Source organism: Streptomyces sp. NPDC104761, from assembly GCF_055583445.1.
Genome location: NZ_JBVJNZ010000017.1, coordinates 19,066 through 43,649 on the forward strand (window position 1 = coordinate 19,066; position 24,584 = coordinate 43,649).

Below are 24,584 nucleotides of genomic sequence, written 5' to 3' on the forward strand. Positions count from 1 at the left end.
GTGGGGCGGTCGGAGCCGGAGACCCCAGCGGCCGGGGCACCCCAGCGAGACATCCTCACCCCCCACACCCCTGGCCAAAACCCGCCCCCCGCCCGCCCCCCCCCCCCCCTCCCCCCCCCCCCCCCGGCGGCCTTTTGTCATCACCCTTCACGTGATGAGCGACGGCGGTACCACCGGCCTGGGGGGCGCGAGGAACTGCGCGACAGCCCCACACGGCCCGCAGGCGCCCTGCCACCGCACCACCCACCCCATTGGGCGCACGAAACGCCGGAGGGCCTGCAGCGAGGCACGCTGCAGGCCCTCCGGCGTTTCGTCGGCTCACGCCTCGCGGCGCAGCGACGGCTTCAGCTCCTTCAGACGCCCCAGAAGCCCGTTCACGAACGAGGGCGACTCGTCCGTGGAGAACTCCTTCGCGAGCTGCACCATCTCGTCGAGGACGACGGCGTCCGGCGTCTCGTCGACCCAGATCAGCTCGTACGCGCCGAGGCGCAGGATGTTGCGGTCGACCACCGGCATCCGGTCCAGCGTCCAGCCGACCGCGTACTGGGCGATCAGCTCGTCGATACGCGTGGCGTGCTCGGCGTAGCCCTCGACCAGCTGCATCGTGTACTCGCTCACCGGCGGCTGCCGGGTGTCGTCCCTGGAGAGCCGGATCCAGTCCGCGAGCACGGTCAGGACGGCGGCCCCGCGCTGGTCGCCCTCGAAGAGGATCTGGAAGGCGCGCTTGCGGGCCGTGTTGCGGGCAGCCACGGTTAGCTGTTCACCCGGCCGAGGTAGTCGCTCGTGCGCGTGTCGACCTTGATCTTCTCACCGGTCGTGATGAAGAGCGGGACCTGGATCTGGTGGCCGGTCTCCAGGGTGGCCGGCTTGGTGCCGCCGGTGGAGCGGTCGCCCTGGACGCCCGGCTCGGTCTCCTGGATGGTCAGCTCGACGGCGGCCGGGAGCTCGACGAAGAGCACCTCGCCCTCGTGCTGGGCGACGACGGCCGTGAAACCCTCGATCAGGAAGTTCGCGGCGTCGCCGACGGTCTTCCGGTCGATGTGCAGCTGGTCGTACGTGTCCATGTCCATGAAGACGAAGTAGTCGCCGTCCATGTACGAGAACTGCATGTCGCGCTTGTCGACAGTGGCCGTCTCGACCTTGACGCCGGCGTTGAAGGTCTTGTCGACCACCTTGCCGGACAGCACGTTCTTGAGCTTGGTGCGCACGAAAGCGGGGCCCTTGCCGGGCTTGACGTGCTGGAACTCGACGACGGACCAGAGCTGGCCGCCTTCGAGCTTGAGCACCAGGCCGTTCTTGAGGTCGTTCGTGGAAGCCACGGTTGCGGAATCTCCTGGACTGACGTGGACGACCCCGGGGCACGCACCTTGCCTAGAGTGCGAGCAGCTCCTTGGTCGTGATGGTGAGTAGCTCGGGTCCGCCGTCCGCCTCGGGGCGTACGACGAGCGTGTCATCGATCCGGACGCCGCCCCGGCCCGGGAGGTGGACCCCCGGTTCGACGGTGACCGGCACGCAAGTGTCCAGTTTACCCATGGCTGAAGGGGCGAGCTGCGGGTCCTCGTCGATTTCGAGTCCGACGCCGTGTCCGGTGAGCGGCTGGAGCCCCTCGGCGTAGCCCGCGGAGTCCAGTACCTGGCGGGCGGCGCGGTCGACGTCGCGGTGGGCGGCGCCGGGCAGCAGGCTCTCCCGGCCGGCCCGCTGGGCGGCGAAGACCAGGTCGTAGAGGTCGATCTGCCAGTCGGCGGGCGAGGTGCCGATGACGAAGGTACGGCCGATCTCGCAGCGGTAGCCGCGGTAGGTGGCGCCGAGGCAGACGGTCAGGAAGTCGCCCTCCTCGACCCGCCGGTCGGTGGGGCGGTGGCCGCGGCGGCCGGAGTTCGGGCCGGTCGCCACGGAGGTGGGGAAGGCCGGGCCGTCGGCGCCGTGGTCGACCAGGCGGCGCTCCAGTTCCAGGGCGAGGTGGCGTTCGGTACGGCCGACGAGGATGGATTCCAGCAGCTCGCCGAGGGCCTGGTCGGCGATCTCGGCGCCGATGCGGAGGCAGGAGATCTCCTCCTCGTCCTTGACGACCCTGAGCTGCTCGACGGTGCTGCCGAGGTCGGTGAGGCGGAGGGCGGGGGCGACGGAGGCGAGGGCGCGGTGCCGGGCCACGGTGAGGTGGTGTTCCTCGACGGCGAGGGTCTCGGCGTCCTGGGCGGCGGCGAGGTCGGCGGCGGCCACGGCGGGGTCACCGCCGGGCCCTGCCAGGAGGTGCGGCCGCAGGGCCTCGTCGGGGCGGGCCTCACCGGGGCGGTCGTCCAGCGGGCCGGGGCAGACGAGGAGGTCCTCACGTCTGCCGAGGAGCAGGACGGAGCCCTTGGGTGCGGCGCCGGCGAGGTATCTCACGTTGGCCGGGTGCGAGATGACGGCGGACTGGCTGCCGGCCGCGTGGCAGCGTTCCCTGAGCCTGGTTCGGCGGGCCGCGTACACGTCTGACATGAGTCGAGCGTAGGAGGGGTGGGCGGTTTGTGCCGGTTGAGAGGGGCCGAGTGGGGTGGCTGGGCGCCGTTTCCGGGTGCGGGTCCGTGGACTTTTCGCGCAGTTCCCCGCGCCCCTGGACAGACCCGTCGCGTTCCGGCTGCCCGCCGGTGGAGGCTGAGCGCGCAGTTCCCCGCGCCCCTGGACACACCGGCCGCGTTTCGGCTGCCCGCCGGTGGAGGCATTCGCGCAGTTCCCCGCGCCCCTGGACAGACCCGTCGCGTTCCGGCTGCCCGCCGGTGGGGGGCTGAGCGCGCAGTTCCCCGCGCCCCTGGACAGACCCGTCGCGTTCCGGCTGCCCGCCGGTGAAGGCATCCGCGCAGTTCCCCGCGCCCCTGGACAGACCGGTCGCGTTTCGGCTGCCCGCCGGTGGGGGCTGAGCGCGCAGTTCCCCGCGCCCCTGGGTTTCTCCGGTGGGCCCTCGTTACCAGGTCGGGGGGCTGGCTATTGCTCGGGAGAGGACTTCGTCTAGGACTCTGGCCGTTTGGGGGACGTCGAGCTGGGAGTTGTCGATGATGGGGAGGCCGGAGCCGTACCAGCCGGCCATGCGGCCGTGGATGCGGGCCACCTCCTCGTCGGTGAGGCGGCGGTTGCCCGTGCGTTCCGCGTTGCGTTCCAGGACGATGTCGAGGCCCGGGAGGAGGACGACCGGGAGGAGACCGGGGCCCACGTGCCGCTTCCAGCCGCCGAGGCCGACGACCGGGCGGTCCGGGAAGACCGCGTCGTCGAGGATGCACGAGATGCCGTTGGCGAGGAAGTTGCGCGCGGCGAAGCCGCAGGTGCGGCGGGCCAGGCGGTACTGGGCCTCGGAGTGGTCGTTCCACCCGGACTGGGGGTCGGCGAAGCCGGAGCGGACCCACTCGCGGACGTCGTCGAGGCTGATGTGGGCGGTGGGGACCCGGCGGTGGTCGGCCCAGTACTTGGCCACGCTGGTCTTGCCCGCACCGGCGGGGCCGATCAGGAGGACGGCCAGGGTGGTGGTGGTCGGGTCGGGGACCGCGGCGGCGGGGGGCGCGCTCGGCATGCCCACCGGGGCGCCCGGCGGCAGCGGGACGTGGCCCGTGGTGTCGGGCGGCAGCGGGGGCAGCGGCGGCTGCGGGGGCGCAGTCGGTGGCGGCGGTACGGGCGCGGGGCCCTGCGGCGCTCCCGGATGCTGTGCGGCCGGCTGCCAGCCGGCCGGTCCCTGCCCCGGCTGATGGGGCGGCGGCAGCGGAGATCCCACTGCGTGCTGCATCCGGTGCCACTCCGTCTCGTGATGTTCGGCTGCGCTCGTTACCGAACGGTACCGCCCCCGGTGGTCGTTTGGTGAAACGGCCGGGGGCGGTCCGAAGTGCCCTGTGCGCACGGCGAATCGGGCGGAAGGAACAGCTGCGGACTTACTGCCCGACCTCGCCGTACGCGGCGAGCAGCACGGCCGGGTCCGGGCCCTCCAGGACGGTCGGCTTGGCGAGGCCGTCCAGGACGATGAAGCGGAGCAGGTCGCCGCGCGACTTCTTGTCGACCTTCATGGTCTCGACCAGCTTGGGCCACTGGTCGTAGCGGTAGTGCAGCGGGAGGCCGACGGACTCCAGGACGGTGCGGTGGCGGTCGGCCGTCGCGTCGTCCAGGCGGCCGGCCAGCCGGCCCAGCTCGGCGGCGAAGTGCATGCCCACGGCGACCGCCGCGCCGTGCCGCCACTTGTAGCGCTCGTTCTTCTCGATGGCGTGGCCGAGCGTGTGGCCGTAGTTGAGGATCTCGCGCAGGCCCGATTCCTTGAGGTCGGAGGAGACGACCTCCGCCTTCACCCGGATGGAGCGCTCGACCAGCTCGGCCGTGTGCGGGCCGGCCGGGGTGCGGGCGGCCGCGGGGTCGGACTCGATGAGCTCCAGGATCACCGGGTCGGCGATGAAGCCGGCCTTGATGATCTCGGCGAGCCCGGAGACGTAGTCGTTGACCGGGAGCGAGTCGAGGGCGGCCAGGTCGCAGAGGACGCCCGCCGGGGGGTGGAAGGCGCCGACCAGGTTCTTGCCCTCGGCGGTGTTGATGCCGGTCTTGCCGCCGACGGCCGCGTCCACCATGGCGAGGACGGTGGTCGGGACCGCGATCCAGCGCACCCCCCGCAGCCAGGTCGCGGCCACGAAACCGGCGAGGTCCGTGGTCGAGCCGCCGCCCACGCCGACGATCACGTCGGAGCGGGTGAAGCCGGACTGGCCGAGCGCCTTCCAGCAGTAGGCGGCGACCTCCGCGGTCTTGGCCTCCTCGGCGTTGGGCACCTGGATGGCGACGGCCTCGTAGCCCTGCCCGGCCAGGTCGGCGCGGAGCGCGTCGCCGGTCTCGGCGAGCGCCTCGGGGTGGATCACGGCCACCCGCTTCACCCTGTCCCCGATCAACCCGCCCAGCTCGCCGAGGAGCTGACGGCCCACCAGGACCTCGTACGGCTCGGTACCCGCCGTGCCGCCGACCTGGATCCGGGTGACTGCCTCGCTCATGCTTCCTTCAACTCCAGTGCGTCCAGGGCTGCTTGGGTGACCTCTTCGGGCGTGCGGCCGTCGGTCGCCACGACGGCCGTCGCGACCTCCTCGTACAGGTGCCGCCGCGCCTCCATCAGCTCGCGCCACTGCTTGCGCGGGTTGATGGCGAGCAGCGGCCGGGCCGCGTTCAGGCCGGTGCGCTTGACGGCCTCCTCGACGTCCATCGAGAGGTAGACCACCGTGCGGCCGGCGAGCAGACCACGCGTCTCAGGGTCGAGGATCGCGCCTCCGCCGAGCGCGAGGACGCCCTCGTGCTCGGTCAGCGCCACCCGCACCGCCCGCTTCTCGATCGCCCGGAAGACCGGCTCGCCCTCGGCCACGAAGATGTCGGCGATGGCGCGGCCCTCGGCGCTGACGATGTCCTCGTCGGTGTCCCGGTAGCCGACCCCGAGCCGCTCGGCCAGCAGCTGCCCGACCGTGGACTTGCCCACGCCCATCGGCCCGACCAGCACCACCCTCGGCGTACCGGTCACCGGATGGCCAGGTTCTCGAGGTACGACCGGACGTTGCGGCGGGTCTCGGGCACCGAGTCGCCGCCGAACTTCTCCGCGACCGCGTCGGCCAGGACCAGCGCGACCATCGCCTCGGCCACGATCCCGGCCGCCGGCACCGCCGACACGTCCGAGCGCTGGTGATGGGCCTGAGTGGCCTCCCCGGTCGCCACGTCCACGGTCTGCAGGGCCCGCGGCACGGTCGCGATCGGCTTCATCGCGGCCCGGACCCGCAGCAGCTCACCGGTGGACAGGCCGCCCTCGGTGCCGCCGGCCCGGCCGGAGACCCGGCGGATGCCCTCGGACGTGCTCACGATCTCGTCGTGCGCCTTCGAGCCCGGCACCCGGGCCAGCTCGAACCCGTCGCCGATCTCCACGCCCTTGATCGCCTGGATCCCCATCAGGGCCCCGGCGAGCCGGGCGTCCAGCTTCCGGTCCCAGTGCACGTGCGAGCCCAGGCCGACCGGGACGCCGTACGCCAGCACCTCCACCACACCGCCGAGCGTGTCGCCGTCCTTGTGCGCCTGGTCGACCTCCGCGACCATCGCCTTCGACGCGTCCGCGTCCAGGCAGCGCAGCGGGTCGGCGTCCAGCTTCTCGACGTCGGCCGGGGTGGGGTAGACACCGGCCGGGGCCTTCACGGAGCACAGCTCGACCACGTGCGAGACGATCTCGATGCCGGCCGTCTCCTTCAGATACGACCGGGCCACCGCGCCGAGCGCCACGCGGGCCGCGGTCTCCCGGGCGGAGGCCCGCTCCAGGACCGGCCGGGCCTCGTCGAAGCCGTACTTCTGCATGCCGGCGAGGTCGGCGTGGCCGGGGCGCGGGCGGGTCAGCGGGGCGTTACGGGCCAGACCGGCGAGGATCTCCGGGTCGACCGGGTCGGCCGCCATGACCTGCTCCCACTTGGGCCACTCGGTGTTGCCCACCATGATCGCGACCGGGGAACCGAGGGTGAGGCCGTGCCGGACGCCACCGAGGAAGGTGACCTCGTCCCGCTCGAACTTCATGCGCGCACCGCGGCCATAACCGAGCCGCCGCCGCGCCAGGTGGTCGGCGACCATCTCGGTCGTGATCGGCACGCCGGCGGGAAGGCCCTCCAGCGTCGCGACAAGTGCGGGACCGTGGGACTCCCCCGCGGTCAGCCAACGCAGCCTGCTCAACGATGCTCCTCAGTGCTCGCGCCCTGGTACTGCCCTGCGTACGCGCGTCCTCGCGTACGGCGACGGCCGACCGGGTGCGCGGGCCCCGGTCCGCCATGTCCGATCCTCCCACGTCCGGGCCCTGGACCCGGCGCCCGGTCCAGCAGACGGACGCGGATCTGTCAGGTCAGCGCTCGGCGAGCGCCTTCTCGCCGGCCCGTCGCATGGCGTCGAGCGGCGCCGGGGCCCGGCCGGTCATCTGTTCGACCTGGAGCACGGCCTGGTGCACCAGGAGGTCGAGGCCGCTGACGACGGCGCCTCCGAACATCGACCAGCGGGCGGCCAGGGCGGTGGGCCAGGGGTGGTAGAGGACGTCGAAGAGGGTGGTGGGGCGCTCCGGTACGGCGGCGGCGAGGACGTCGGTGGTGCCGGCCGGGGTGGTGGCGATCACCAGCGGTGCGTGCAGGGCCTGCTCGGCGTCGGCCCAGTCGGCGGTGCGGACCTCGACGTCGAGCCGTTCGCCCCAGTGCCGCATCTCGGCGGCGCGCTCCGCGCTGCGGACGTAGGCGACGACCTCGCCGGTGCAGATCCGGGCCAGGGCGGCCAGCGCGGAGGAGGCGGTGGCGCCGGCGCCGAGGACGGCGGCGGAGCCGACCTGTTCGATGCCGTGCTCGCGGAGCGCGGCGACCATGCCCGGGATGTCGGTGTTGTCGCCGAGGCGGCGTCCGTCCTCGGTGAAGACGACGGTGTTGACCGCGTCGACCGAGGCGGCCGTCTCGCTGATCTCGTCGACCAGCGGGATGACCGCCCGCTTCAGCGGCATGGTCAGCGACAGCCCCGCCCACTCCGGCCCCAGCGTCCCGAGGAAGCCGGGCAGCCCGGCCTCGTCGACCTCGAAGCGCTCGTACGACCAGTCGGTGAGCCCGAGTTCGTCGTACGCGGCCCGGTGCAGCACCGGGGAGAGGGAGTGGGCGATGGGCTTACCGAGCACGGCGGCCCGGCGGGCGTCAGTTGCCCGAGTTGGCATTGAATTTGTCCTTGAGCTGCTGGAATTCCGCGTAGGTCTTGGCGAATTCGGTGTTGTTCTGGCCGTCGGTCGCCACGAAATAGATCCAGCCCTCGTCGGTCGGATTCAGCGCCGCCTTGAGCGCGTCCTCGCCTGGGTTGCCGATCGGACCGGGCGGAAGCCCCTTCTGGGTGTACGTGTTGTACGGGTCCCTGTTGCTGTTGATCTCCGACTCGCTGATGTGGATGTTGCTGGTGCCCTTCAGGTAGTTGAAGGTCGAGTCGAATTGCAGCTTCTGGTTCGTCTCGGTGTTCGTGGGCTTGAGACGGTTGTAGATCACTTCCGCCATCTTGCGGAAGTCGTCGTGCGTCTTTCCTTCGGCCTGGACGAGGCTCGCGACCGTGATGACCTGCAGCGGACTGTCCAGGTCGTACTTCTTGGCCTCCGCCTCCAGGTCGTAGGCGGCATATTCCTCCTTGGCCGCGGCGACCATCTGTTTCAGGATCGCCTCGGGCTTCATGCCCTTGGCCGCGGGATAGGTGCCCGGGTAGAGGAATCCTTCCAGCGGATCCATGATCTTGCTGTTGGTGTTCGCGTAGCTCGGCAGGCCGAGGGTCTTGTACTGGGCCTTGGCGGCCTTCTTGGAGGTGCCTGCGGAAAGGCCGAGTTTCTTGTCGAGCGCCACGTAGACGGCCGCCGCGCGCTCGCCCGGGGTGACCACCACATTGGCCTGGCTCTTCGGGTCGAGCATCAAGAGCACGCAGCTGGCTGCGGACATCTCCTTCTTGAGGGTGTACGCGCCCGCCTGGATCGTGTTGCCCTTCGGGTTCTGCGTTTGCGCGTGCACGAACGCGTCGACGCTCTTGACGACACCGGCTTCCTTCAGCCGGCGGCCGATGTCGTATCCGCCCGCTCCCTTGGGGATCTGGACGGTCACGGTCTCGCTGTTGCCGCTGCCCGCGTAGTCCGGGGCCGCGCCGAAACGATTTTGGTAGAAGTGCCAGCCGAAATAGCCGACGGTGGCCGCGCCGCCGCCGAAGACCAGGCAGACCACCAGGCAGGCGCAGCCGTTGCGGCGCTTCTTGGCGCCCTTGCCGCCCTTGGCGTCCTTGCCGCGGCCACCACCGCGGCGTCCTTTCGGGTCGTCGTCCCCGTCGTCGTCGGCGCCCGTGAAGAAGGGGTGCTGCTCCTCTTCCTCCTCCTCGACGGCGGGCTCCGGCTGCGGTTCCGGCTCGGGGCGTCGGCGGCCGGGCGGCTCCGGGGGCGGGTAGGCGTCCTCGGTGCCGTAGAAGTCGGGCTGCTCGGCGCCGTAGGCCACGGGCTGCTGGCCGTAGGGGTCGCCCGGGTCGGCGGCGTAGGGGACGTGGCCGTGGGTGCCGGTCGCGTCCCAGGTGCCCTGGTGGTACTGGTGCGGGGCGTGGCCGACGTACTGCTGCTGGTCGTAACCCTGCTGGCCCTGCCCGTGGATGTGCCGGCCGTGCCCGTCGGCGTAGCGGAGTTGGCCCTGCTCGTCGTAGTACGCGTACTGCTGCTGGTCGTATCCGCCCTGCGAGTGCTGGCCCCAGTCGCCGTACTGCTCCTGCTGCGACTGCTGCGGGTAGTGCTGCGGCTGGCCGCCGTAGGGGGACTGCTGACCCACGTGGGCCTGCTGTCCTCCCCACCCGTCGTCCCCGTACAACGGGTCCTCCGGGTGCCACGGTTCGGAGCCTGGGCCCCGGCCATACTCAGTCATCGATCCCCTAGAGCCGCGAGGCGGCGCGTCACGCGGCTGGTGGGCCGGCCGACCGTTCCGCCTCTTGCTGTGCGGTGGCTGTTCGAAAACCATCGCATCGCGCGGAACGTTACCGTATCGCGATCAGATGACTACTTCGACGCCCTCGCCGGGTGGTTTACCTGACACCCGTTCGGATTCCAGCGCCTGCTGGAGGATGATCACAGCGGCGGCCTGGTCGATGACCGAGCGTCCCTTCTTGGACTTCACCCCCGAGGCCCGCAGCCCCTGACTGGCCGTCACGGTCGTCATCCGCTCGTCGACCAGCCGGACCGGCACCGGTGTGACGCCCTTGGCCAGCTCCTGGGCGAAGGCCCGGACCTTGACGGCGGCCGGGCCCTCGCCCCCCTTGAGGGAGCGCGGGAGTCCGACGACGACCTCGACGGGTTCGTACTCCTCGACCAGCTGCCGCAGCCTGCGATGGGCCGCCGGGACGTCCCGGCCGGGGACCGTCTCGACCGGGGTGGCGAGGATCCCGTCGGGGTCGCACGAGGCGACCCCGATCCGGGCGTCCCCGACGTCGATCGCGAGTCGACGTCCTCTGCGCATTTCCGACCGTTTCCTTACTTGGCGGTCTCGGTCACGAGGCGTTCGACGGCGTCGATGGCCTCGCCGACCGCGGCCGGGTTCTGGCCGCCGCCCTGGGCGACGTCCGGCTTGCCGCCACCGCCGCCGCCGAGCGTCTTCGCGGCGGTGCGGACCAGGTCACCGGCCTTGAGGCCGCGGTCGCGGGCGGCGTCGTTGGTGGCGATGACCGTGAGCGGCTTGCCGTTGTTGACGGTGAACAGGGCGACCACGGCGGCGCGTCCGCCCTGGATCCGGCCGCGCACGTCGAGAACGAGCTTGCGCAGGTCGTCCGGGGTGGTGCCGTCCGGGACCTGGCCGGTCACCACGGCGATGCCGCGGATGTCCTTGGCCGACTCGACGAGGCCGCCGGCGGCCTGCAGCACCTTCTCGGCGCGGAACTTCTCGATCTCCTTCTCGGCGTCCTTCAGCTTGCCGAGCATCGCGGAGACCTTCTCCGGCAGCTCCTCCGGGCGGCCCTTGATCAGCTCCTGGAGCTGGGCGACGACCGTGTGCTCGCGGGCCAGGAAGTTGTAGGCGTCGACGCCGACGAGGGCCTCGATACGGCGGACACCCGAGCCGATCGAGGACTCGCCGAGCAGCTTCACCAGGCCCAGCTGGGAGGTGTTGTGGACGTGGGTGCCGCCGCACAGCTCCTTGGAGAAGTCGCCGATGGTCACCACGCGGACCCGCTCGCCGTACTTCTCGCCGAACTCGGCGATGGCGCCCTGCTTCTTGGCCTCGTCGATGCCCATGATGTCGGCGCGCACGTCGAGGTCGCGGGCGAGCACCTCGTTGATCTTCTGCTCGACGTCGGTCATCACGGCCGTCGGAACGGCGGACGGCGAGCCGAAGTCGAAGCGGAAGCGGCCGGGCTGGTTCTCGGAACCGGCCTGGGCGGCCGTCGGGCCGAGGGCGTCGCGCAGCGCCTGGTGGGTGAGGTGGGTGGCCGAGTGGGCGCGGGCGATGGCGGTCCGGCGCCGTGAGTCGATCGCGGCGTGGGCCTTGGCGCCGACGGTCACCTCGCCGACCTGGACGACGCCCTTGTGGACGTAGACGCCCGGGACCGGCTTCTGGGTGTCGCGGATCTCGATGACGGCACCGGTGTCGACCTTGATCCGGCCGGTGTCACCGATCTGACCGCCGCCCTCGGCGTAGAACGGGGTGCGGTCCAGGACGATCTCGACCTCGTCGCCCTCGCCGGCGGCCGGCGAGGAGACGCCGTCGACCAGGATGCCGACGATCGTGGTCTCGCCCTCGGTGTCGGAGTAGCCGATGAAGTCGGTCGCACCGGTCTTGTCGGCGATCTCGCGGTAGGCGCCGGCGCCGCCGTGCCCGGTCTTCTTGGCCTGCGCGTCGGCCTTGGCGCGCTCCCGCTGCTCCCTCATCAGGCGGCGGAAGCCCTCCTCGTCCACCGAGAGGCCCTGTTCGGCGGCCATTTCGAGGGTGAGGTCGATCGGGAAGCCCCAGGTGTCGTGGAGCAGGAAGGCCTTGTCGCCGGCGAGCACGGAGCCGCCGGACTCCTTGGTCTCGGTGACGGCGGTGTCGAGGATGTTGGTGCCGGCCTTCAGGGTCTTGAGGAAGGCGTTCTCCTCGGCGACGGCGACCTTCTCGATGCGCTCGCGGTCGGTGACCAGCTCCGGGTACTGCTGGCCCATCATGGCGATCACGGTGTCGATCAGGTCGAGGACGACCGGGCCGGTGGCGCCGAGGAGGCGCATGTTGCGGATGGCGCGGCGCATGATGCGGCGCAGCACGTAGCCGCGGCCCTCGTTGCCGGGGGTGACGCCGTCGCCGATGAGCATGACCGACGTACGCATGTGGTCGGTGACGACGCGCAGCGAGACGTCCGAGGCGTGGGCGTCGCCGTAGTGGACGCCGGTCAGCTCGGTGGCCTTCTTGATGACGGCCATGGAGGTGTCGATCTCGTACATGTTCTGCACGCCCTGCAGAATCATGGCGAGACGCTCCAGGCCGAGGCCCGTGTCGATGTTCTTGCTGGGCAGCTCGCCGAGGATCTCGAAGTTGTCCTTGCCGATGCCCTCACCGCGCTCGTACTGCATGAAGACCAGGTTCCAGATCTCCACGTACCGCTCGTCGTTGACGGCGGGGCCGCCCTCGACGCCGAACTCGGGGCCGCGGTCGTAGTTGATCTCGGAACACGGGCCGCACGGGCCGGGGACGCCCATGGACCAGTAGTTGTCCTTCATGCCGAGGCGCTGGATGCGCTCCTTGGGCACACCGATGACCTCGTGCCAGATGCGCTCGGCCTCGTCGTCGTCCTTGTAGACGGTGATCCACAGCCGGTCCGGCTCCAGGCCGTAACCGCCCTTGTCCTGGGGCGTGGTGAGCAGCTCCCAGGCGTACTTGATGGCGCCTTCCTTGAAGTAGTCGCCGAACGAGAAGTTGCCGCACATCTGGAAGAAGGTGCCGTGCCGGGTGGTCTTGCCGACCTCCTCGATGTCGGGCGTGCGCACGCACTTCTGCACGCTGGTGGCGCGCGACCACGGCGGCTTGACCTCACCCAGGAAGTAGGGCTTGAAGGGCACCATGCCGGCCGGGACGAGGAGCAGAGTCGGGTCGTCCGCGATGAGCGACGCCGAAGGGACGACGGTGTGCCCGCGCTCCTCGTAGAAGCTCAGCCAGCGGCGGCGAATCTCGGCCGACTCCATCAGTGGTCCTCATTCCGGTTGTGCGAGTACGTCGTCCTGTCATCGGCGTACTTCGGGTTGCTGCGGTTCTCGATGGCGGCGAACCGCCGGGGTGCGGGGAGTTCGGGGTCCGCGTTGATACCGAGCGCGTCGCCCAGTTCCTCCTCCCGCTGGGCCATGTTGTCGCGGACGTCCAGCGCGAAGCCGATCGCCCGGTCCTTGATCCGGTGGCCGGTCTCCAGGGCCTTGTTCGCGGCGGTGGCGGCGAGGCTCTCGGGGGTCAGCTGCTTCAGCTTGCGGTTGACCTTGGTGGTGGCCCACACTCCGGCGGCGACACCGGTGGTGAACCAGAACGTACGGCGGAACATATGGCCTGGCTCCTACTTTCCCCGGTTCTTCCGCCGGGCGGCCGGGACCGTCCGGCCCACGATCACCGTACGCCCGGGCTCCCTCACGGGCACGTCCGCCTTGCGGCCCACCAGCGCCCGGCGCACGCCGTAGCCGAAGGCCGCGACCTTGACCAGCGGGCCGCCGAAGGTGGAGGCGACCGTGGTGGACAGCGCGGAGGCGTTGGACGTGACCTCCTGGACGTCGGAGGCGATCGCGTCGACGCGGTCGATCTGGGTCTGCGCGGAGCGTACGGCCGCGGAGGCGTCGGCGAGCAGCGGGACGGCCTGGTCGGTCACGTCCGCCACGAGCTTCGTGGTCGCCTTGAGCGTCTGGGCCAGCCTCACGAGTGCCACCGCGAGGAAGGAGACCAGGATCGCCCAGAAGACGGCCACCAGGATCCCGGCCACCTCTCCACCGGACACCGCGCGCACCCGCTTCCCGCTCTTTAGCGAAATCAACTGAGCACTGAGCCTATCGCGCGGGACGTCGGGCTCCGTACCGGATTACCGCGCGCGAGCGGCGGAGTTGCGGGAAGTGATTGTACGGACCGAACACGCTTAAGTACGCTCCGTGTCCCATGCGAGTTCCTCAACGCCCCGGCCCTTCGGCGAACGGCAATCTGCCCCTGGAACTGACCGCGTTCGTGGGCCGCTCGGCCGAACTCGGCGAGCTGTCCCGGGTCCTGGAGTCCGGCAGGCTGGTGACGGTGACCGGAGCCGGCGGGGTGGGAAAGTCCCGGCTGGCGGCGCGGGCGGCGGCCGGCGCGGCACCCCGGGACGGGGTCTGGCGGGTGGATCTGGCGGCGGTGCGCGATCCGGAGTTCGTGGACTACGCGGTCGTGGAGGCGCTCGGGCTGACCGATCACACGGCCCGGCTGCCGCGCGAGACGCTCGTCTCTCAGCTGGCCGGCCGCCGGATCCTGCTGCTGCTCGACGGGGTCGAGCATCTGGTCGACGCGTGCGCCGAACTGGTGGCCGGGCTGCTGCGGCAGCTGCCGGACCTGGCCGTGCTGGCGGTGGGCCGGAGGCCGCTCGGGGTGGCGGGTGAGCGGCTGTTCCCGCTGGGGCCGCTCGGCGAGGACGAGGCGGTGGAGCTGTTCGCCGAGCGCGCCGGGCGGCAGGGGCTCCAGGTGCGGGACTGCCCGGAGGTGCGGGAGGTGTGCCGGCGCCTGGACGGGATCCCGCTGGCGGTCGAGCTGGCGGCGGGGCGGCTGCGGGTGCTGTCACCGGGGCAGTTGCTGGCGCGGCTCGACGACCGGTTCCGGCTGCTGACCGGCGGCGGGCAGGACGCGCTCCCCCGCCACCGGACCCTGCGCACCGCGATCGGCTGGAGCCACGAACTGTGCACGCCCGCCGAGCGGTTGCTGTGGGCCCGGCTGTCGGTGTTCGCGGGGACCTTCGACCTGCAGGCCGCCGAATACGTGTGCAGCGGGGACGGGCTGGCGGCCGAGGAGGTCCTGGACGTGCTGGCGGAGCTGCTCGCCCAGTCGGTGGTCTCCCGCGCGGAGACGGGGTCGGGCGTGCGCTACCGGATGCTCGACACCGTACGGGCGTACGGCGCGGACTGGCTGGCGGCGGCCGGGGACGCGGGGCGGCTGCGGCGCCGGCACCGGGACTGGTTCATGGGGCTGGCGACCTGGTGCGAGCTGGAGTGGTTCTCGCCGCGGCAGGGCGAGGTGGCCGCGCGGGTCGAGGCCGAGCTGCCGAATCTGCGGGCGGCCCTGGACCACTGCCTGACCGAGCCGGAGGAGGCGCACCTGGGGCAGTACCTGGCGGGCTCGCTGTGGTTCTGCTGGGCGGGCTGCGGGCGGCTCTCGGAGGGGCGGCGCTGGCTGGAGCGGAGTCTGGAGCCGGACTCGGAGTATCCGCGGTCCCGGCTGAAGGCGCTGTGGGTGCTGGGCTATGTGGCGATCCTCCAGGGCGACGCGGTGCCCGCCCTCGGCGCGCTCCAGGAGTGCCGTGCGGAGGCCGAGCTGGCCGCCGACCCGACGGCGGTGGCCTACGCGGAGCACCGGACCGGCTGTCTGGCGCTGGTCACGGACGACATGGCGCGCGCGGAGACGCTGCTGGGCTCGGCCCTCGCCCGCTACCGGGAGATCGGCGAGCTCAACAGCAACGTCCTGATGGCGCAGGTGGAGCTGGCGATGACCAGGGCGTTCCTCGGCGATCTGGCGGACGCGGTGCGGCTGTGCGAGGACGTGCGCCGGGTCTGCGAGGACCACGGCGAGCGCTGGGCCCGCTCGTACGCGCTGTACGTCCTGGCGTACGCGGCCTGGCAGGACGGCGACCACGCGGCGGCCCGGGAACTGCTGACCGACTGCCTGGGCCATGCCCACGGTTTCCAGGACCTGCTGGGTTCGGTGCTGGCGATCGAGCTGCTCGCCCTGGTGACGGTGGCGCAGGGCGATCCCGCGGAGGCGGCGGTGCTGCAGGGCGCCGCCGGGCGCATGTGGCCGTCGGTGGGCCTGCCGCTGTTCGGTTCGGCCCACTACAACGCCCCGCACGAGCTGTGCGAGGCGACGGCCCGGCGGGCGCTGGGCGAGGAACGGTACGCGGAGTGCGTACGGCAGGGGGCGTCGCTGGACCGGGAGGCGGCGGTGGCCCGGGCGCTGGAGTACTTCGGCGTGCGTCCGCTGGACGCGCTGCCCGCGCCGCGCGGGCCGGTACGGCGGCAACGGGACGGCGCCGGCATGCGGAAGCCCGCCGCCTCGCCCACCCGGAAGGGCGGGGAGACGGCGGGCTGACGCTGAGGTGCTACACCCGGCCGGTGATCAGCGGGCGTAGTACTCGACGACGAGCTGCTCGTCGCAGATGACCGGAACTTCCTTGCGGTTCGGCTCGCGGTCCAGGCGGAACGCCAGGGCCTTGAGGTTCACCTGCAGGTAGCGGGGGGTCTCGCCGTCGGGGGCGAAGCCGCCCTCACGGGCGATCTGGAAGAGCGTCTTGTCCTTGGAACGGTCGCGGACCTGCACGACGTCGTCCGGGCGGACCCGGAAGGACGGCTTGTCGGTCTTCTGGCCGTTGACCTGGATGTGGCCGTGGACGACCATCTGGCGGGCCTGGTAGATCGTGCGGGCGATGCCCGAACGCAGGACCAGCGCGTCGAGGCGGCGCTCCAGCTCGACGATCAGGGCCTCACCGGTCTTGCCCTGCACCTTGGAGGCACGCTCGTAGGCGCGGACCAGCTGACGCTCGGAGATGTCGTACTGCGCGCGCAGACGCTGCTTCTCCAGCAGACGGACCTTGTAGTCCGAGTTCTGCTTGCGGCCGCGGCCGTGCTCACCCGGCGGGTAGGGGCGGGCCTCGAAGTACTTGACGGCCTTCGGGGTCAGCGCGATGCCGAGGGCACGCGACTTCTTGACCTTGGGGCGGGACTGGTTCGCCACTGTCTCTTTCTTCCTTCTGATATTCGGCTTGTCAGGGTTGAGGGAGGTCGCAATCCGCAGCCGGGGAAACCCTCCGGATCCCGTTGCCGGATCTGGTGGGCAGCCGCTCCCCTGGTCTGGGCACATACGTGCAGCACGCGAGTGGCCCACCGACCGGTCCCGTCGTCTGTGACCCGACGGATGGTGGTGGGCTGCCCGCGACACCGTTCGACGGTGCGCGACGCTCCTGGATCCCCCTGACGGGGGTTCCGGCCGGCTGTCCCGCTCTGACTGCGCGGGACTCGGCGCTCGGGGAAGTCTACAGGCTGCTCAGGACCGTCTGCGACCGAGGTGCTTCCTGGTCCACTCGACCGCGTCGGCGTACCGGGCCTCGGAGCCGTGCCGGGTCGGGGTGTAGTACTCGCGGTCCCGGACGGTGTCCGGGGCGTACTGCTGCTCGGCGATGCCCTCGGGCAGGTCGTGCGGGTAGACGTAGCCCTGCGCGTGTCCGAGCTTGGCGGCGCCCTTGTAGTGGCCGTCGCGCAGGTGCGGGGGCACCTGGCCGGCCAGGCCCTTGCGGACGTCCTCGAGGGCGGCGCCGATCGCGGTGGTCGCGGAGTTGGACTTGGGGGCGAGCGCGAGGGCGATGGTGGCGTGGCTGAGGGTGAGGGCGGCCTCGGGGAAGCCGATCATGGCGACGGCCTGGGCGGCGGCCACGGCTATGGGCAGGGCGTTCGGGTCGGCGAGGCCGATGTCCTCGCTCGCCGAGATCATCAGGCGGCGGGCGATGAAGCGGGGGTCCTCGCCGGCTTCGATCATGCGGGCCAGGTAGTGCAGGGCCGCGTCGACGTCGGAGCCGCGGATGGACTTGATGAGGGCGCTGGCGACGTCGTAGTGCTGGTCGCCGTCGCGGTCGTACTTCACCGCGGCCCGGTCGACGACCTCCTCCAGGGTGCCCAGGCCGATCTCCGTCTCCCCCTTGTCGAGGGCGGCCCCGGCGGCGGCCTCCAGGGCGGTCAGGGCGCGGCGGGCGTCGCCGCCGGCGATGCGCAGCAGGTGCTCCTCGGTGTCCGCGGGGAGCGCGACGGCCTCCTTGAGGCCCCGCTCGTCGGTGAGGGCCCGGCGCAGCAGGCCCCGGACGTCGTCGTCGGTGAGCGGTTCGAGGGTGAGGAGCAGGGAGCGGGACAGGAGCGGGGAGATCACCGAGAAGTACGGGTTCTCGGTGGTCGCGGCGATCAGGGTGACCCAGCGGTTCTCGACGGCCGGGAGCAGGGAGTCCTGCTGGGCCTTGCTGAAGCGGTGGATCTCGTCCAGGAAGAGGACGGTCTCCTTGCCGTAGCCCCCGGTGGCGCGGCGGGCGCCGTCGATGACCGCGCGGACCTCCTTGACGCCGGCGGTGATCGCGGAGAGCTCCACGAACCGCTTGTCGGTCGCCTTGGAGACGACGTACGCGAGGGTCGTCTTGCCGGTGCCGGGCGGCCCCCAGAGGATCACGGACGACGGTCCGGCCGGGCCGCCGGAACCCGCGCCGACCAGTCTGCGCAGGGGTGATCCCGGCTTCAGCAGGTGCTGCTGGCCCACCACCTCGTCGAGGGTGCGCGGGCGCATCCGCACCGCCAGGGGGCTCCCGGTGGGGTCCTTCTCCTGGCGTTCTTCTGCGGCGGCGGTGAACAGGTCGGGTTCCACGCTGAAACCCTAAATCACGGCACTGACAACGCGGCGCGCGCTGTCAGCTGGTCCAGAAGTCCCACCAGCGGGTCAGGATCAGCATGCCGATGATGCCGACGTGCAGGACCGGCAGCACCCAGGTGAACTCGCCGAAGAACGACTTCAGCCAGTTCGGCGTCGGCAGGAAGCCCTTGCGGATGGTGAAGGAGGTCACGTACCAGAACATGGTGATCGTGGCGACCCAGGCGAGCGAGCACCACAGGCACAGCGCGTTGATCCGGTACAGGGACTGGAACTGCAGCCAGGTGCAGAAGCCCACGCCGAAGAGCGTGCCGAAGTTGAAGGTGAGCCAGTACCAGCGCGGGAAGCGGGCGCGGGCCAGCAGGCTCATGCCGACGCAGATGACGATGCCGTAGCAGACGAGGCCGAGCATCGGGTTCGGGAAGCCGAAGGCGGCGGCCTGCTTGGACTCCATGACGCTGCCGCAGGAGACCACCGGGTTGAGGCTGCACCCGGGGGTGAAGGTCTTGCCCTCGACCTTGGCTTCCAGCAGCTTGAACTTGTCGATCGTGATGACCCACGCGGCCAGCAGGCCGGCGGCGCCGGTGATGATCAGCAGCAGCGCGAAGGCCCGGCTGCCGCCCTCGGTGCGCGGTGCCGCGGAGACGTGCTCGGGCTCGGGCTCGGTGGAGACGTCCTTGACTGTCGTCTTGCTCATCACGCCGATTCCGTCTGTTTGAGAGTTGGAACTTCTTCGGGCAGGGGCCATTGTGCCGCACGAGGCACCCCGTCCACCGTTCGGTGGACATAAGGAAGTACGCACCGCAGCCCCGGAAAGCTCGGTTTCCGGCCGCTGCCCGGAGCCATGACAGCACACGGTACGAACCCGCTCCCCCAGGGCAACCGGAGCCGGGACGCGGGCGGGGTGCCGGTCCTGGGCGCGGACCCGGCGACGGCCACGCGCGCGCGGCGGTCCCGGCTGGGCATCGCCCGGCAGGGCGAACCGGTGCCCCGCCGAGTTGACGGTCGGCGAGACGGTCTGGCACTTCGCGCACTCCTGCCCGAGGCCGCGCGACCCGGATCAGGTGTCGGCCTGGTCGGCCTGCAGGCCAAGGCGGACAGCCGGAGCAAGGCCCTCTCCGGCGGACTGCGCCGGTGACGCGCGCGTCCGGTCAGGCGCCGTCGATGCGGTCGAGCAGGGCCCGGGCCTCGGCGACGCGGTAGTGGTCCGGGCCGAAGGCGGCCACGCAGGCGTCGAGGGCGACCGCGGCCAGCGGGCCGGCCTCGGCGCCGCGGCCCAGCCCCACGAGAGCGGTGGCCATGGCCAGTTCGACGGCACCGGTCTCCGTGCGGCGATGGTCCTCGGAGAGGCTCCGGAACAGTTCCTCGGCGTGCCGTGCCTCCGTGGCGGCCTCGTCGTGGCGCTTCTGGCCGTTGAGGCTGCGTGCCAGCCCGAGCCGCAGGGCCAGGGTGAGCCGGTCGGACGAGTCGCGGGCGGCCAGGGCGGCCCGGGCGAGCGCCTCGGCCTCCTCGTGGCGCCCCTGCGCATTGACGGCGTAGATCTGTCCGTTGCGGGCGACCCCCACCAGGACCTGCATCGCGGCTCCGGTGTCGCGGCTCGCGGCCCGGGCGACGGCGGCACACTCCACCTCGCACTCGGGGTGCCGGCCGAGCGTGATCAGTGTCTGGGCGCGGTTCACGCGCAGTTGCAGGGTCAGCGGGTGTTCGGCGCCGTACTCCCTGCCGAAGACGGGCAGCAGCGCGTCGTACTCGGCGAGGGCCTCGGCGTGACGGCCCTGGGCGCCCAGCGCCGCCGCGACGAGACTCCGCGCCGACTTGGCGTGGCCGGCATAACGCGCGGCCACCGCCCGCGCCTCGGCCTCCGCCGCCGCGTACTGCCCTTCGCGGAAGAGGGTGTTCGCCAGGTGCAGGGGGGCACCCACCGGGGGCGGGGTGTCCACGCGGTTGCGCGACCTGAAGATTTTCATGCCCGTAGCGTAGGAATGCCACGCACACCCGTTCGGAGACATCGCCGAGCGTTTACCGTGCCGGTCAACTGCGCCGATTCCTCGGCGAGTCGACCGGCCGGTGGCATGGGCGCGGGTGGCATGGGCGCCGGTGGCCCGGACCTGCTAGCCGAGCCTCGACTCCAGCTCCGCCACGATCTCGTTGACGCCCACCGCCGACTGCTCGCCGGAGTCCATGTCCTTCAGCTGGACGACACCCTCGGCGAGGTCCCGTTCGCCGGCGACGATCGTGTAGCGGGCGCCGCTGCGGTTGGCGTTCTTCATGGCGCCCTTGAGGCCCTTGGCGCCGTAGGAGAAGTCCGCGGCGATGCCCACCCGGCGCAGCTCGGTGACCTTCGCGAAGAGCACGCGCCGCGCCTCCTCGCCGAGCGGCACCGCGAACACGCTGGTGGCGGACGGAAGGTCGAGTTCGACCCCCTCGGCCTCCAGCGCCAGCACCGTGCGGTCGACGCCCAGGGCCCAGCCGACGGACGGCAGCGCGGGGCCGCCGATCATCTCGGAGAGGCCGTCGTAGCGTCCGCCGCCGCCCACCGCGGACTGGGAGCCCAGGCCGTCGTGGACGAACTCGAAGGTCGTGCGGGTGTAGTAGTCCAGGCCGCGGACCAGCTTCGGGTCGTCCTCGAAGGCGACGCCCGCCGCCGTGATCAGCTCGCGGACCTCCTCGTGGTACGCCTTGCAGGCGTCACAGAGGTAGTCACGCAGGAGGGGCGCGTCGCCCAGCTGCTTCTGGACCGACTCCCGCTTGTCGTCCAGGACGCGCAGCGGGTTGATCTCGGCCCGGCGGAGGGTGTCCTCGTCCAGGTCCAGGCCGCGCAGGAACTCCTGGAGGGCCGCGCGGTAGACCGGGCGGCACTCCTTGTCGCCCAGGCTGTTGAGCAGGATGCGGAAGTTCCGCAGGCCCAGCGAGCGGTACGCCTGGTCGGCCAGGATGATCAGCTCGGCGTCAAGGGCCGGGTCCTCGGCGCCGATCGCCTCGGCACCGACCTGCGAGAAGTGGCGGTAACGGCCCTTCTGCGGGCGCTCGTAGCGGTAGTACGAGCCGGAGTACCAGAGCTTGACGGGGAGGTTGCCGGATTTGTGGAGGTTCGCCTCCAGAGCGGCACGCAGCACGGAGGCCGTGCCCTCGGGGCGCAGGGCCAGCTTGTCGCCGCCCTTGGTCTCGAACGCGTACATCTCCTTGGTGACGATGTCGGTGGACTCGCCGACACCGCGCGCGAAGAGCTCGACGTTCTCGAAGCCCGGGGTCTCGATGTAGCCGTAGCCGGAGTTGCGCAGCGGCGCGGCGATCGCCTCGCGGACGGCCAGGTACTTGGCGCTGTCCGGCGGGATCAGGTCGTACGTGCCCTTGGGGGCCTGAAAGGTGCTCACGGAAGTTCTCGTCACATTCCTCGTCGGGGAGCGTCGGCTTGCGCTCCCTGGCCGGCGGCCACCTGCCGCAAGTAGGCGTTGGTGGCGCGCTCCTGGCCGATGGTCGTCTGGGGGCCGTGGCCGGACAGCACCACGGTGGAGTCGTCGAGCGGCAGGCACACGCGGGCCAGCGAGGCCAGCATGTCGTCCATGGAGCCGCCCGGCAGGTCCGTGCGTCCGATGGAGCCGGCGAAGAGCAGATCGCCCGAGAAGAAGACCGACGGGATGTCGGCCGCCTCGGGCATCCGGAAGGTCACCGACCCCTTGGTATGGCCCGGCGCGTGCGCGACGGAGAACTCCAGTCCGGCCAGCTCCAGCCGCGCGCCGTCGGCCAGTTCGAGGACGTCGTCCGGCTCCCCCACGGTCAGCTCGCCCATCAGCGGCATGCCGATGGACCGGCCCAGCGCCTTCTCGGGGTCGCTCAGCATGTACCGGTCGTCGGGGTGGATCCAGGCCGGTACGTCGTGCGCTCCGCAGACGGGGACGACCGAGGCGACGTGGTCGATGTGGCCGTGGGTGAGGACGACGGCGACGGGCTTGAGCCGATGCTTCCGCAGTGCTTCCTCGACGCCTTCGGCGGCCTGGTGGCCGGGGTCGATGATCACGCACTCCTCACCGGCGGCGGGGGCGACGAGATAACAGTTCGTCCCCCAGGCCCCGGCGGGGAACCCGGCAATGAGCACGATCGTCCTTCGTTGTGTCGATTCGGGTGGCTGCAAGCTGTGGTCCAGAGCCTACCGGCGCTGCCGTTTCCTCAGCGAACCCATATACGGTACGGGGCTACACGCAGTGGTCGGCTCACACAGCGCACAGGACGCACGCGTACCGGTCGACATACGACACGCATGAGGAGAGAACCCGGTGGTCAGCCAGGAGCAGCGGCGGCGTCAGCTCGCCCGGGAGAAGTTCTTGCGGCAGCAGCAGCGGCGTACCAGCGCACGGCGCAAGACACGCATGCGCAACTCGGTGATCGCGTCGGTGCTCGGCGTGGTCGTGATCGCCGGTGTCGCGCTGTACACGACCGGTGCGTTCAAGAAGGACGACAAGGCGAACGCCAGCTCGGCGACGACGCCCAGCGCCACGCCCAGCGCCAGCAAGGCACCGGACCCGTGCGAGAAGGCCGCGGCCGGCTCGGTGAAGAAGATGAGCTGGAAGAAGGAGCCGGCGATGACGATCGACACGTCGGCGAAGTACACGATGACGCTGTCGACGACCTGCGGCGACATCGGCATCGCGATGAAGACGTCGGCGGCCCCGCACACCGTGAACTCGTTCGACTTCCTCGCGTCGAAGGGCTACTTCGACCACAGCAAGTGCCACCGGCTCACCACCAACGGCATCTACGTGCTGCAGTGCGGCGACCCGACGGGGACCGGAAGCGGCGGTCCCGGGTACACGATCCCTGACGAGAACCTGAAGGACACAAGCCTGAAGGGCGGTGTCTACCCGGCGGGCACCGTCGCGATGGCCAACACGGGCCAGAAGCACACCGGTGGCAGCCAGTTCTTCCTGGTCTACCAGGACAGCCAGTTGCCGGCCAGCTACACCCCGTTCGGCACGGTGGACGCGGCCGGGATGAAGATCCTCAAGAAAATCGCCGCCGCGGGTGAGAACACGGGACAGGGTGACGGAGCCCCGAACGCGACGGTCGTGATCAACAAGGCCACGGTCACGAAATCCTGACCACGAACTGCGAAATTTCGGTCGCGCGGGATGCGGACAGGCAACCCGCCGGTCGCCTATGTTGGCCGTGACGAAACTGTGGACGATGCCCGGGGGCGCTGAGGCCCCTCGCGGGCATCATGTGGAGGAGGCGCTGTGAGCAGCGACCCGTGGGGCCGCGTCGACGAGACGGGGACCGTGTACGTGCGTACGGCCGACGGCGAGAAGGTCGTCGGGTCCTGGCAGGCCGGCTCCCCTGAGGAGGCGCTGGCCTACTTCGAGCGCAAGTACGAGGGCCTGGTTGTCGAGATCGGCCTCCTCGAAAAGCGAGTACAGACCACCGACCTGTCCGCGAAGGACGCCCAGGCCGCCATCGACCACCTGCGCGAGCAGGTGGAGGCGCACCACGCGGTCGGTGACCTCGAGGCGCTGCGGACCCGGCTGGCCGAGCTGGTGAAGACCGTGGACTCGCGCCGCGAGGAGCGCAGGGCGCAGCGTGCCAAGCAGTCCGACCAGGCCCGTCAGGCCAAGGAGGACCTGGTCACCGAGGCGGAGCAGCTGGCGCAGTCCGACCAGTGGCGGGCGGCCGGTGAGCGGTTGCGGTCCCTGGTGGACACGTGGAAGGGCCTGCCGCGCCTGGACCGCAAGTCGGACGACGAGCTGTGGCACCGCTTCTCGCACGCCCGGTCGGCGTTCTCCAAGCGTCGCAAGGCGCACTTCGCGCAGCTCGACGCGCAGCGCGAGGACGCCCGCAAGGCCAAGGAGAAGCTGGTCGCCGAGGCGGAGTCGCTGTCGGACTCGACGGACTGGGGTCCGACGGCCGCGCGCTACCGCGAGCTGATGGCCGAGTGGAAGGCCGCGGGCCGTGCCCAGCGCGAGCACGAGGACGACCTGTGGAACCGCTTCCGCGGCGCCCAGGACGTGTTCTTCGCGGCGCGCGGCTCCGCCTTCGCGGAGCGGGACGCGGAGCAGACGGAGAACCTGAAGCTGAAGGAGGAGCTGGCCGCCGAGGCCGAGAAGCTCCTGCCGATCACGGACCTGAAGTCCGCGCGGTCCGCCTTCCGCTCGATCAACGAGCGGTGGGAGGCCATCGGCCACGTGCCGCGCGACGCGCGTCCGAAGGTCGAGGGCCGGATGCACACGGTCGACCGGGCCATCCAGGAGGCCGAGGAGGCCGAGTGGCGCCGGACCAACCCGGAGGCACGCGCGCGTGCCGCGGGCCTGACCGGCCAGCTGCAGGCCGCCGTCGACAAGCTGCGGACGCAGATCGACCAGGCCCGCGCCCAGGGCAACGCGTCGAAGGCGGAGAAGCTGGAGCGTGAGCTCGAGGGCCGCCAGGCGCTCCTGGACCAGGCTCTGAAGGGTCTCCAGGAGTTCGGCGGCTAGCGGAGCACGGTACGACGAGAGGGGCCCC

At 71.2% G+C, this 24,584-nt stretch carries 22 protein-coding genes and 1 pseudogene; 4 read left to right on the forward strand and 19 right to left on the reverse strand.

Features of this window, described 5'->3' with window-relative positions; all coding sequences use genetic code 11:
- Positions 1-318: 318 nt before the first annotated feature.
- The 13 genes from nusB to ACZ63F_RS35405 all read right to left on the reverse strand — a co-directional run bounded on the left by nusB (position 319) and on the right by ACZ63F_RS35405 (position 13,473).
- Positions 319-750 (reverse strand): transcription antitermination factor NusB, encoded by a 432-nt coding sequence (nusB, locus tag ACZ63F_RS35345; protein ID WP_469717480.1) that lies wholly within the window; start codon positions 748-750, stop codon positions 319-321.
- A 2-nt stretch (positions 751-752) separates the two neighbouring features.
- A complete protein-coding gene (gene efp, locus ACZ63F_RS35350; protein WP_181803274.1) occupies positions 753-1,319 on the reverse strand; it encodes an elongation factor P in 567 nt (188 codons plus the stop codon).
- A gap of 52 nt (positions 1,320-1,371) precedes the next feature.
- Complete coding sequence (locus ACZ63F_RS35355; RefSeq protein ID WP_469717482.1) at positions 1,372-2,478, reverse strand: aminopeptidase P family protein; 1,107 nt, start codon at positions 2,476-2,478, stop codon at positions 1,372-1,374.
- 463 nt (positions 2,479-2,941) lie between these two features.
- The gene (locus ACZ63F_RS35360) at positions 2,942-3,751 is read right to left on the reverse strand and encodes a Pro-rich N-terminal domain-containing protein (protein WP_469717484.1); all 810 of its coding nucleotides are present in this window, start codon (positions 3,749-3,751) and stop codon (positions 2,942-2,944) included.
- 142 nt (positions 3,752-3,893) lie between these two features.
- Entirely contained in the window at positions 3,894-4,985 is a 1,092-nt protein-coding gene (aroB, locus tag ACZ63F_RS35365) for a 3-dehydroquinate synthase (RefSeq protein ID WP_351960504.1), read from the reverse strand.
- Complete coding sequence (locus tag ACZ63F_RS35370; RefSeq protein WP_469717690.1) at positions 4,982-5,464, reverse strand: shikimate kinase; 483 nt, start codon at positions 5,462-5,464, stop codon at positions 4,982-4,984. Before ACZ63F_RS35370 ends, aroB begins: the two co-directional genes overlap by 4 nt.
- A 32-nt stretch (positions 5,465-5,496) precedes the next feature.
- Complete coding sequence (gene aroC, locus ACZ63F_RS35375) at positions 5,497-6,681, reverse strand: chorismate synthase (protein ID WP_351960505.1); 1,185 nt, start codon at positions 6,679-6,681, stop codon at positions 5,497-5,499.
- A gap of 166 nt (positions 6,682-6,847) precedes the next feature.
- Positions 6,848-7,687, reverse strand: coding sequence for a shikimate dehydrogenase (locus tag ACZ63F_RS35380; RefSeq protein WP_469717485.1), 840 nt, complete (start codon positions 7,685-7,687; stop codon positions 6,848-6,850).
- On the reverse strand, positions 7,668-9,398 hold the full coding sequence (gene mltG / locus ACZ63F_RS35385) for an endolytic transglycosylase MltG (protein ID WP_469717487.1): 1,731 nt from the start codon (positions 9,396-9,398) through the stop codon (positions 7,668-7,670). Before mltG ends, ACZ63F_RS35380 begins: the two co-directional genes overlap by 20 nt.
- Positions 9,399-9,521: 123 nt before the next feature.
- Positions 9,522-9,986 carry a Holliday junction resolvase RuvX gene (gene ruvX / locus ACZ63F_RS35390; protein ID WP_469717488.1) on the reverse strand — a complete coding sequence of 155 codons (465 nt, stop codon included), beginning with the start codon at positions 9,984-9,986 and terminating at the stop codon, positions 9,522-9,524.
- A gap of 14 nt (positions 9,987-10,000) precedes the next feature.
- Complete coding sequence (gene alaS / locus ACZ63F_RS35395) at positions 10,001-12,673, reverse strand: alanine--tRNA ligase (protein ID WP_469717490.1); 2,673 nt, start codon at positions 12,671-12,673, stop codon at positions 10,001-10,003.
- On the reverse strand, positions 12,673-13,020 hold the full coding sequence (locus tag ACZ63F_RS35400; protein WP_352364495.1) for a hypothetical protein: 348 nt from the start codon (positions 13,018-13,020) through the stop codon (positions 12,673-12,675). The genes alaS and ACZ63F_RS35400 overlap by 1 nt, the downstream gene beginning before the upstream one ends.
- 12 nt (positions 13,021-13,032) lie before the next feature.
- Positions 13,033-13,473, reverse strand: coding sequence for a DUF948 domain-containing protein (locus ACZ63F_RS35405; protein ID WP_469717491.1), 441 nt, complete (start codon positions 13,471-13,473; stop codon positions 13,033-13,035).
- A gap of 146 nt (positions 13,474-13,619) precedes the next feature.
- On the opposite strand from ACZ63F_RS35405, the gene ACZ63F_RS35410 reads away from it, so the two are divergent.
- A complete protein-coding gene (locus ACZ63F_RS35410) occupies positions 13,620-15,785 on the forward strand; it encodes an ATP-binding protein (protein WP_469717493.1) in 2,166 nt (721 codons plus the stop codon).
- Between the two features lie 27 nt (positions 15,786-15,812).
- On the opposite strand, the gene rpsD is transcribed toward ACZ63F_RS35410, so the two are convergent.
- The 3 genes from rpsD to ACZ63F_RS35425 all read right to left on the reverse strand — a co-directional run bounded on the left by rpsD (position 15,813) and on the right by ACZ63F_RS35425 (position 18,792).
- Entirely contained in the window at positions 15,813-16,427 is a 615-nt protein-coding gene (gene rpsD / locus ACZ63F_RS35415) for a 30S ribosomal protein S4 (protein WP_093505354.1), read from the reverse strand.
- A gap of 309 nt (positions 16,428-16,736) precedes the next feature.
- Positions 16,737-18,092, reverse strand: coding sequence for a replication-associated recombination protein A (locus ACZ63F_RS35420; RefSeq protein ID WP_469717495.1), 1,356 nt, complete (start codon positions 18,090-18,092; stop codon positions 16,737-16,739).
- A gap of 43 nt (positions 18,093-18,135) precedes the next feature.
- A complete protein-coding gene (locus tag ACZ63F_RS35425; RefSeq protein ID WP_469717497.1) occupies positions 18,136-18,792 on the reverse strand; it encodes a vitamin K epoxide reductase family protein in 657 nt (218 codons plus the stop codon).
- A 177-nt stretch (positions 18,793-18,969) separates the two neighbouring features.
- Between ACZ63F_RS35425 and ACZ63F_RS35430 the strand changes: the two are divergent.
- A pseudogene (locus ACZ63F_RS35430) lies at positions 18,970-19,230 on the forward strand (ABC transporter ATP-binding protein); the annotation flags it as partial.
- Between the two features lie 16 nt (positions 19,231-19,246).
- Here the strand turns inward: ACZ63F_RS35430 and ACZ63F_RS35435 are convergent.
- From ACZ63F_RS35435 to ACZ63F_RS35445, 3 genes are all read right to left on the reverse strand, one after another.
- Positions 19,247-20,062, reverse strand: coding sequence for a tetratricopeptide repeat protein (locus ACZ63F_RS35435; protein ID WP_469717499.1), 816 nt, complete (start codon positions 20,060-20,062; stop codon positions 19,247-19,249).
- A 144-nt stretch (positions 20,063-20,206) separates the two neighbouring features.
- Entirely contained in the window at positions 20,207-21,469 is a 1,263-nt protein-coding gene (gene hisS, locus ACZ63F_RS35440; protein ID WP_390641837.1) for a histidine--tRNA ligase, read from the reverse strand.
- Between the two features lie 11 nt (positions 21,470-21,480).
- Complete coding sequence (locus ACZ63F_RS35445; protein ID WP_469717501.1) at positions 21,481-22,191, reverse strand: MBL fold metallo-hydrolase; 711 nt, start codon at positions 22,189-22,191, stop codon at positions 21,481-21,483.
- A 178-nt stretch (positions 22,192-22,369) separates the two neighbouring features.
- Between ACZ63F_RS35445 and ACZ63F_RS35450 the strand changes: the two genes are divergently transcribed.
- Complete coding sequence (locus ACZ63F_RS35450; RefSeq protein WP_469717503.1) at positions 22,370-23,191, forward strand: peptidylprolyl isomerase; 822 nt, start codon at positions 22,370-22,372, stop codon at positions 23,189-23,191.
- Positions 23,192-23,326: 135 nt separating this feature from the next.
- On the forward strand, positions 23,327-24,556 hold the full coding sequence (locus tag ACZ63F_RS35455; RefSeq protein WP_469717505.1) for a DUF349 domain-containing protein: 1,230 nt from the start codon (positions 23,327-23,329) through the stop codon (positions 24,554-24,556).
- Positions 24,557-24,584: the final 28 nt, after the last annotated feature.

Excerpts from the sequence above, each read along its gene's own strand:
- alaS (WP_469717490.1), bottom strand. The coding sequence starts at position 12,673 with ATGGAGTCGGCCGAGATTCGCCGCCGCTGGCTGAGCTTCTACGAGGAG.
- ACZ63F_RS35355 (WP_469717482.1), bottom strand. The coding sequence starts at position 2,478 with ATGTCAGACGTGTACGCGGCCCGCCGAACCAGGCTCAGGGAACGCTGC.
- ruvX (WP_469717488.1), bottom strand. The coding sequence starts at position 9,986 with ATGCGCAGAGGACGTCGACTCGCGATCGACGTCGGGGACGCCCGGATC.
- ACZ63F_RS35435 (WP_469717499.1), bottom strand. The coding sequence starts at position 20,062 with ATGAAAATCTTCAGGTCGCGCAACCGCGTGGACACCCCGCCCCCGGTG.
- ACZ63F_RS35400 (WP_352364495.1), bottom strand. The coding sequence starts at position 13,020 with ATGTTCCGCCGTACGTTCTGGTTCACCACCGGTGTCGCCGCCGGAGTG.
- ACZ63F_RS35370 (WP_469717690.1), bottom strand. The coding sequence starts at position 5,464 with ATGGGCGTGGGCAAGTCCACGGTCGGGCAGCTGCTGGCCGAGCGGCTC.
- ACZ63F_RS35425 (WP_469717497.1), bottom strand. The coding sequence starts at position 18,792 with ATGAGCAAGACGACAGTCAAGGACGTCTCCACCGAGCCCGAGCCCGAG.
- mltG (WP_469717487.1), bottom strand. The coding sequence starts at position 9,398 with ATGACTGAGTATGGCCGGGGCCCAGGCTCCGAACCGTGGCACCCGGAG.
- aroB (WP_351960504.1), bottom strand. The coding sequence starts at position 4,985 with ATGAGCGAGGCAGTCACCCGGATCCAGGTCGGCGGCACGGCGGGTACC.
- ACZ63F_RS35380 (WP_469717485.1), bottom strand. The coding sequence starts at position 7,687 with ATGCCAACTCGGGCAACTGACGCCCGCCGGGCCGCCGTGCTCGGTAAG.
- ACZ63F_RS35410 (WP_469717493.1), top strand. The coding sequence starts at position 13,620 with ATGCGAGTTCCTCAACGCCCCGGCCCTTCGGCGAACGGCAATCTGCCC.
- ACZ63F_RS35360 (WP_469717484.1), bottom strand. The coding sequence starts at position 3,751 with ATGCAGCACGCAGTGGGATCTCCGCTGCCGCCGCCCCATCAGCCGGGG.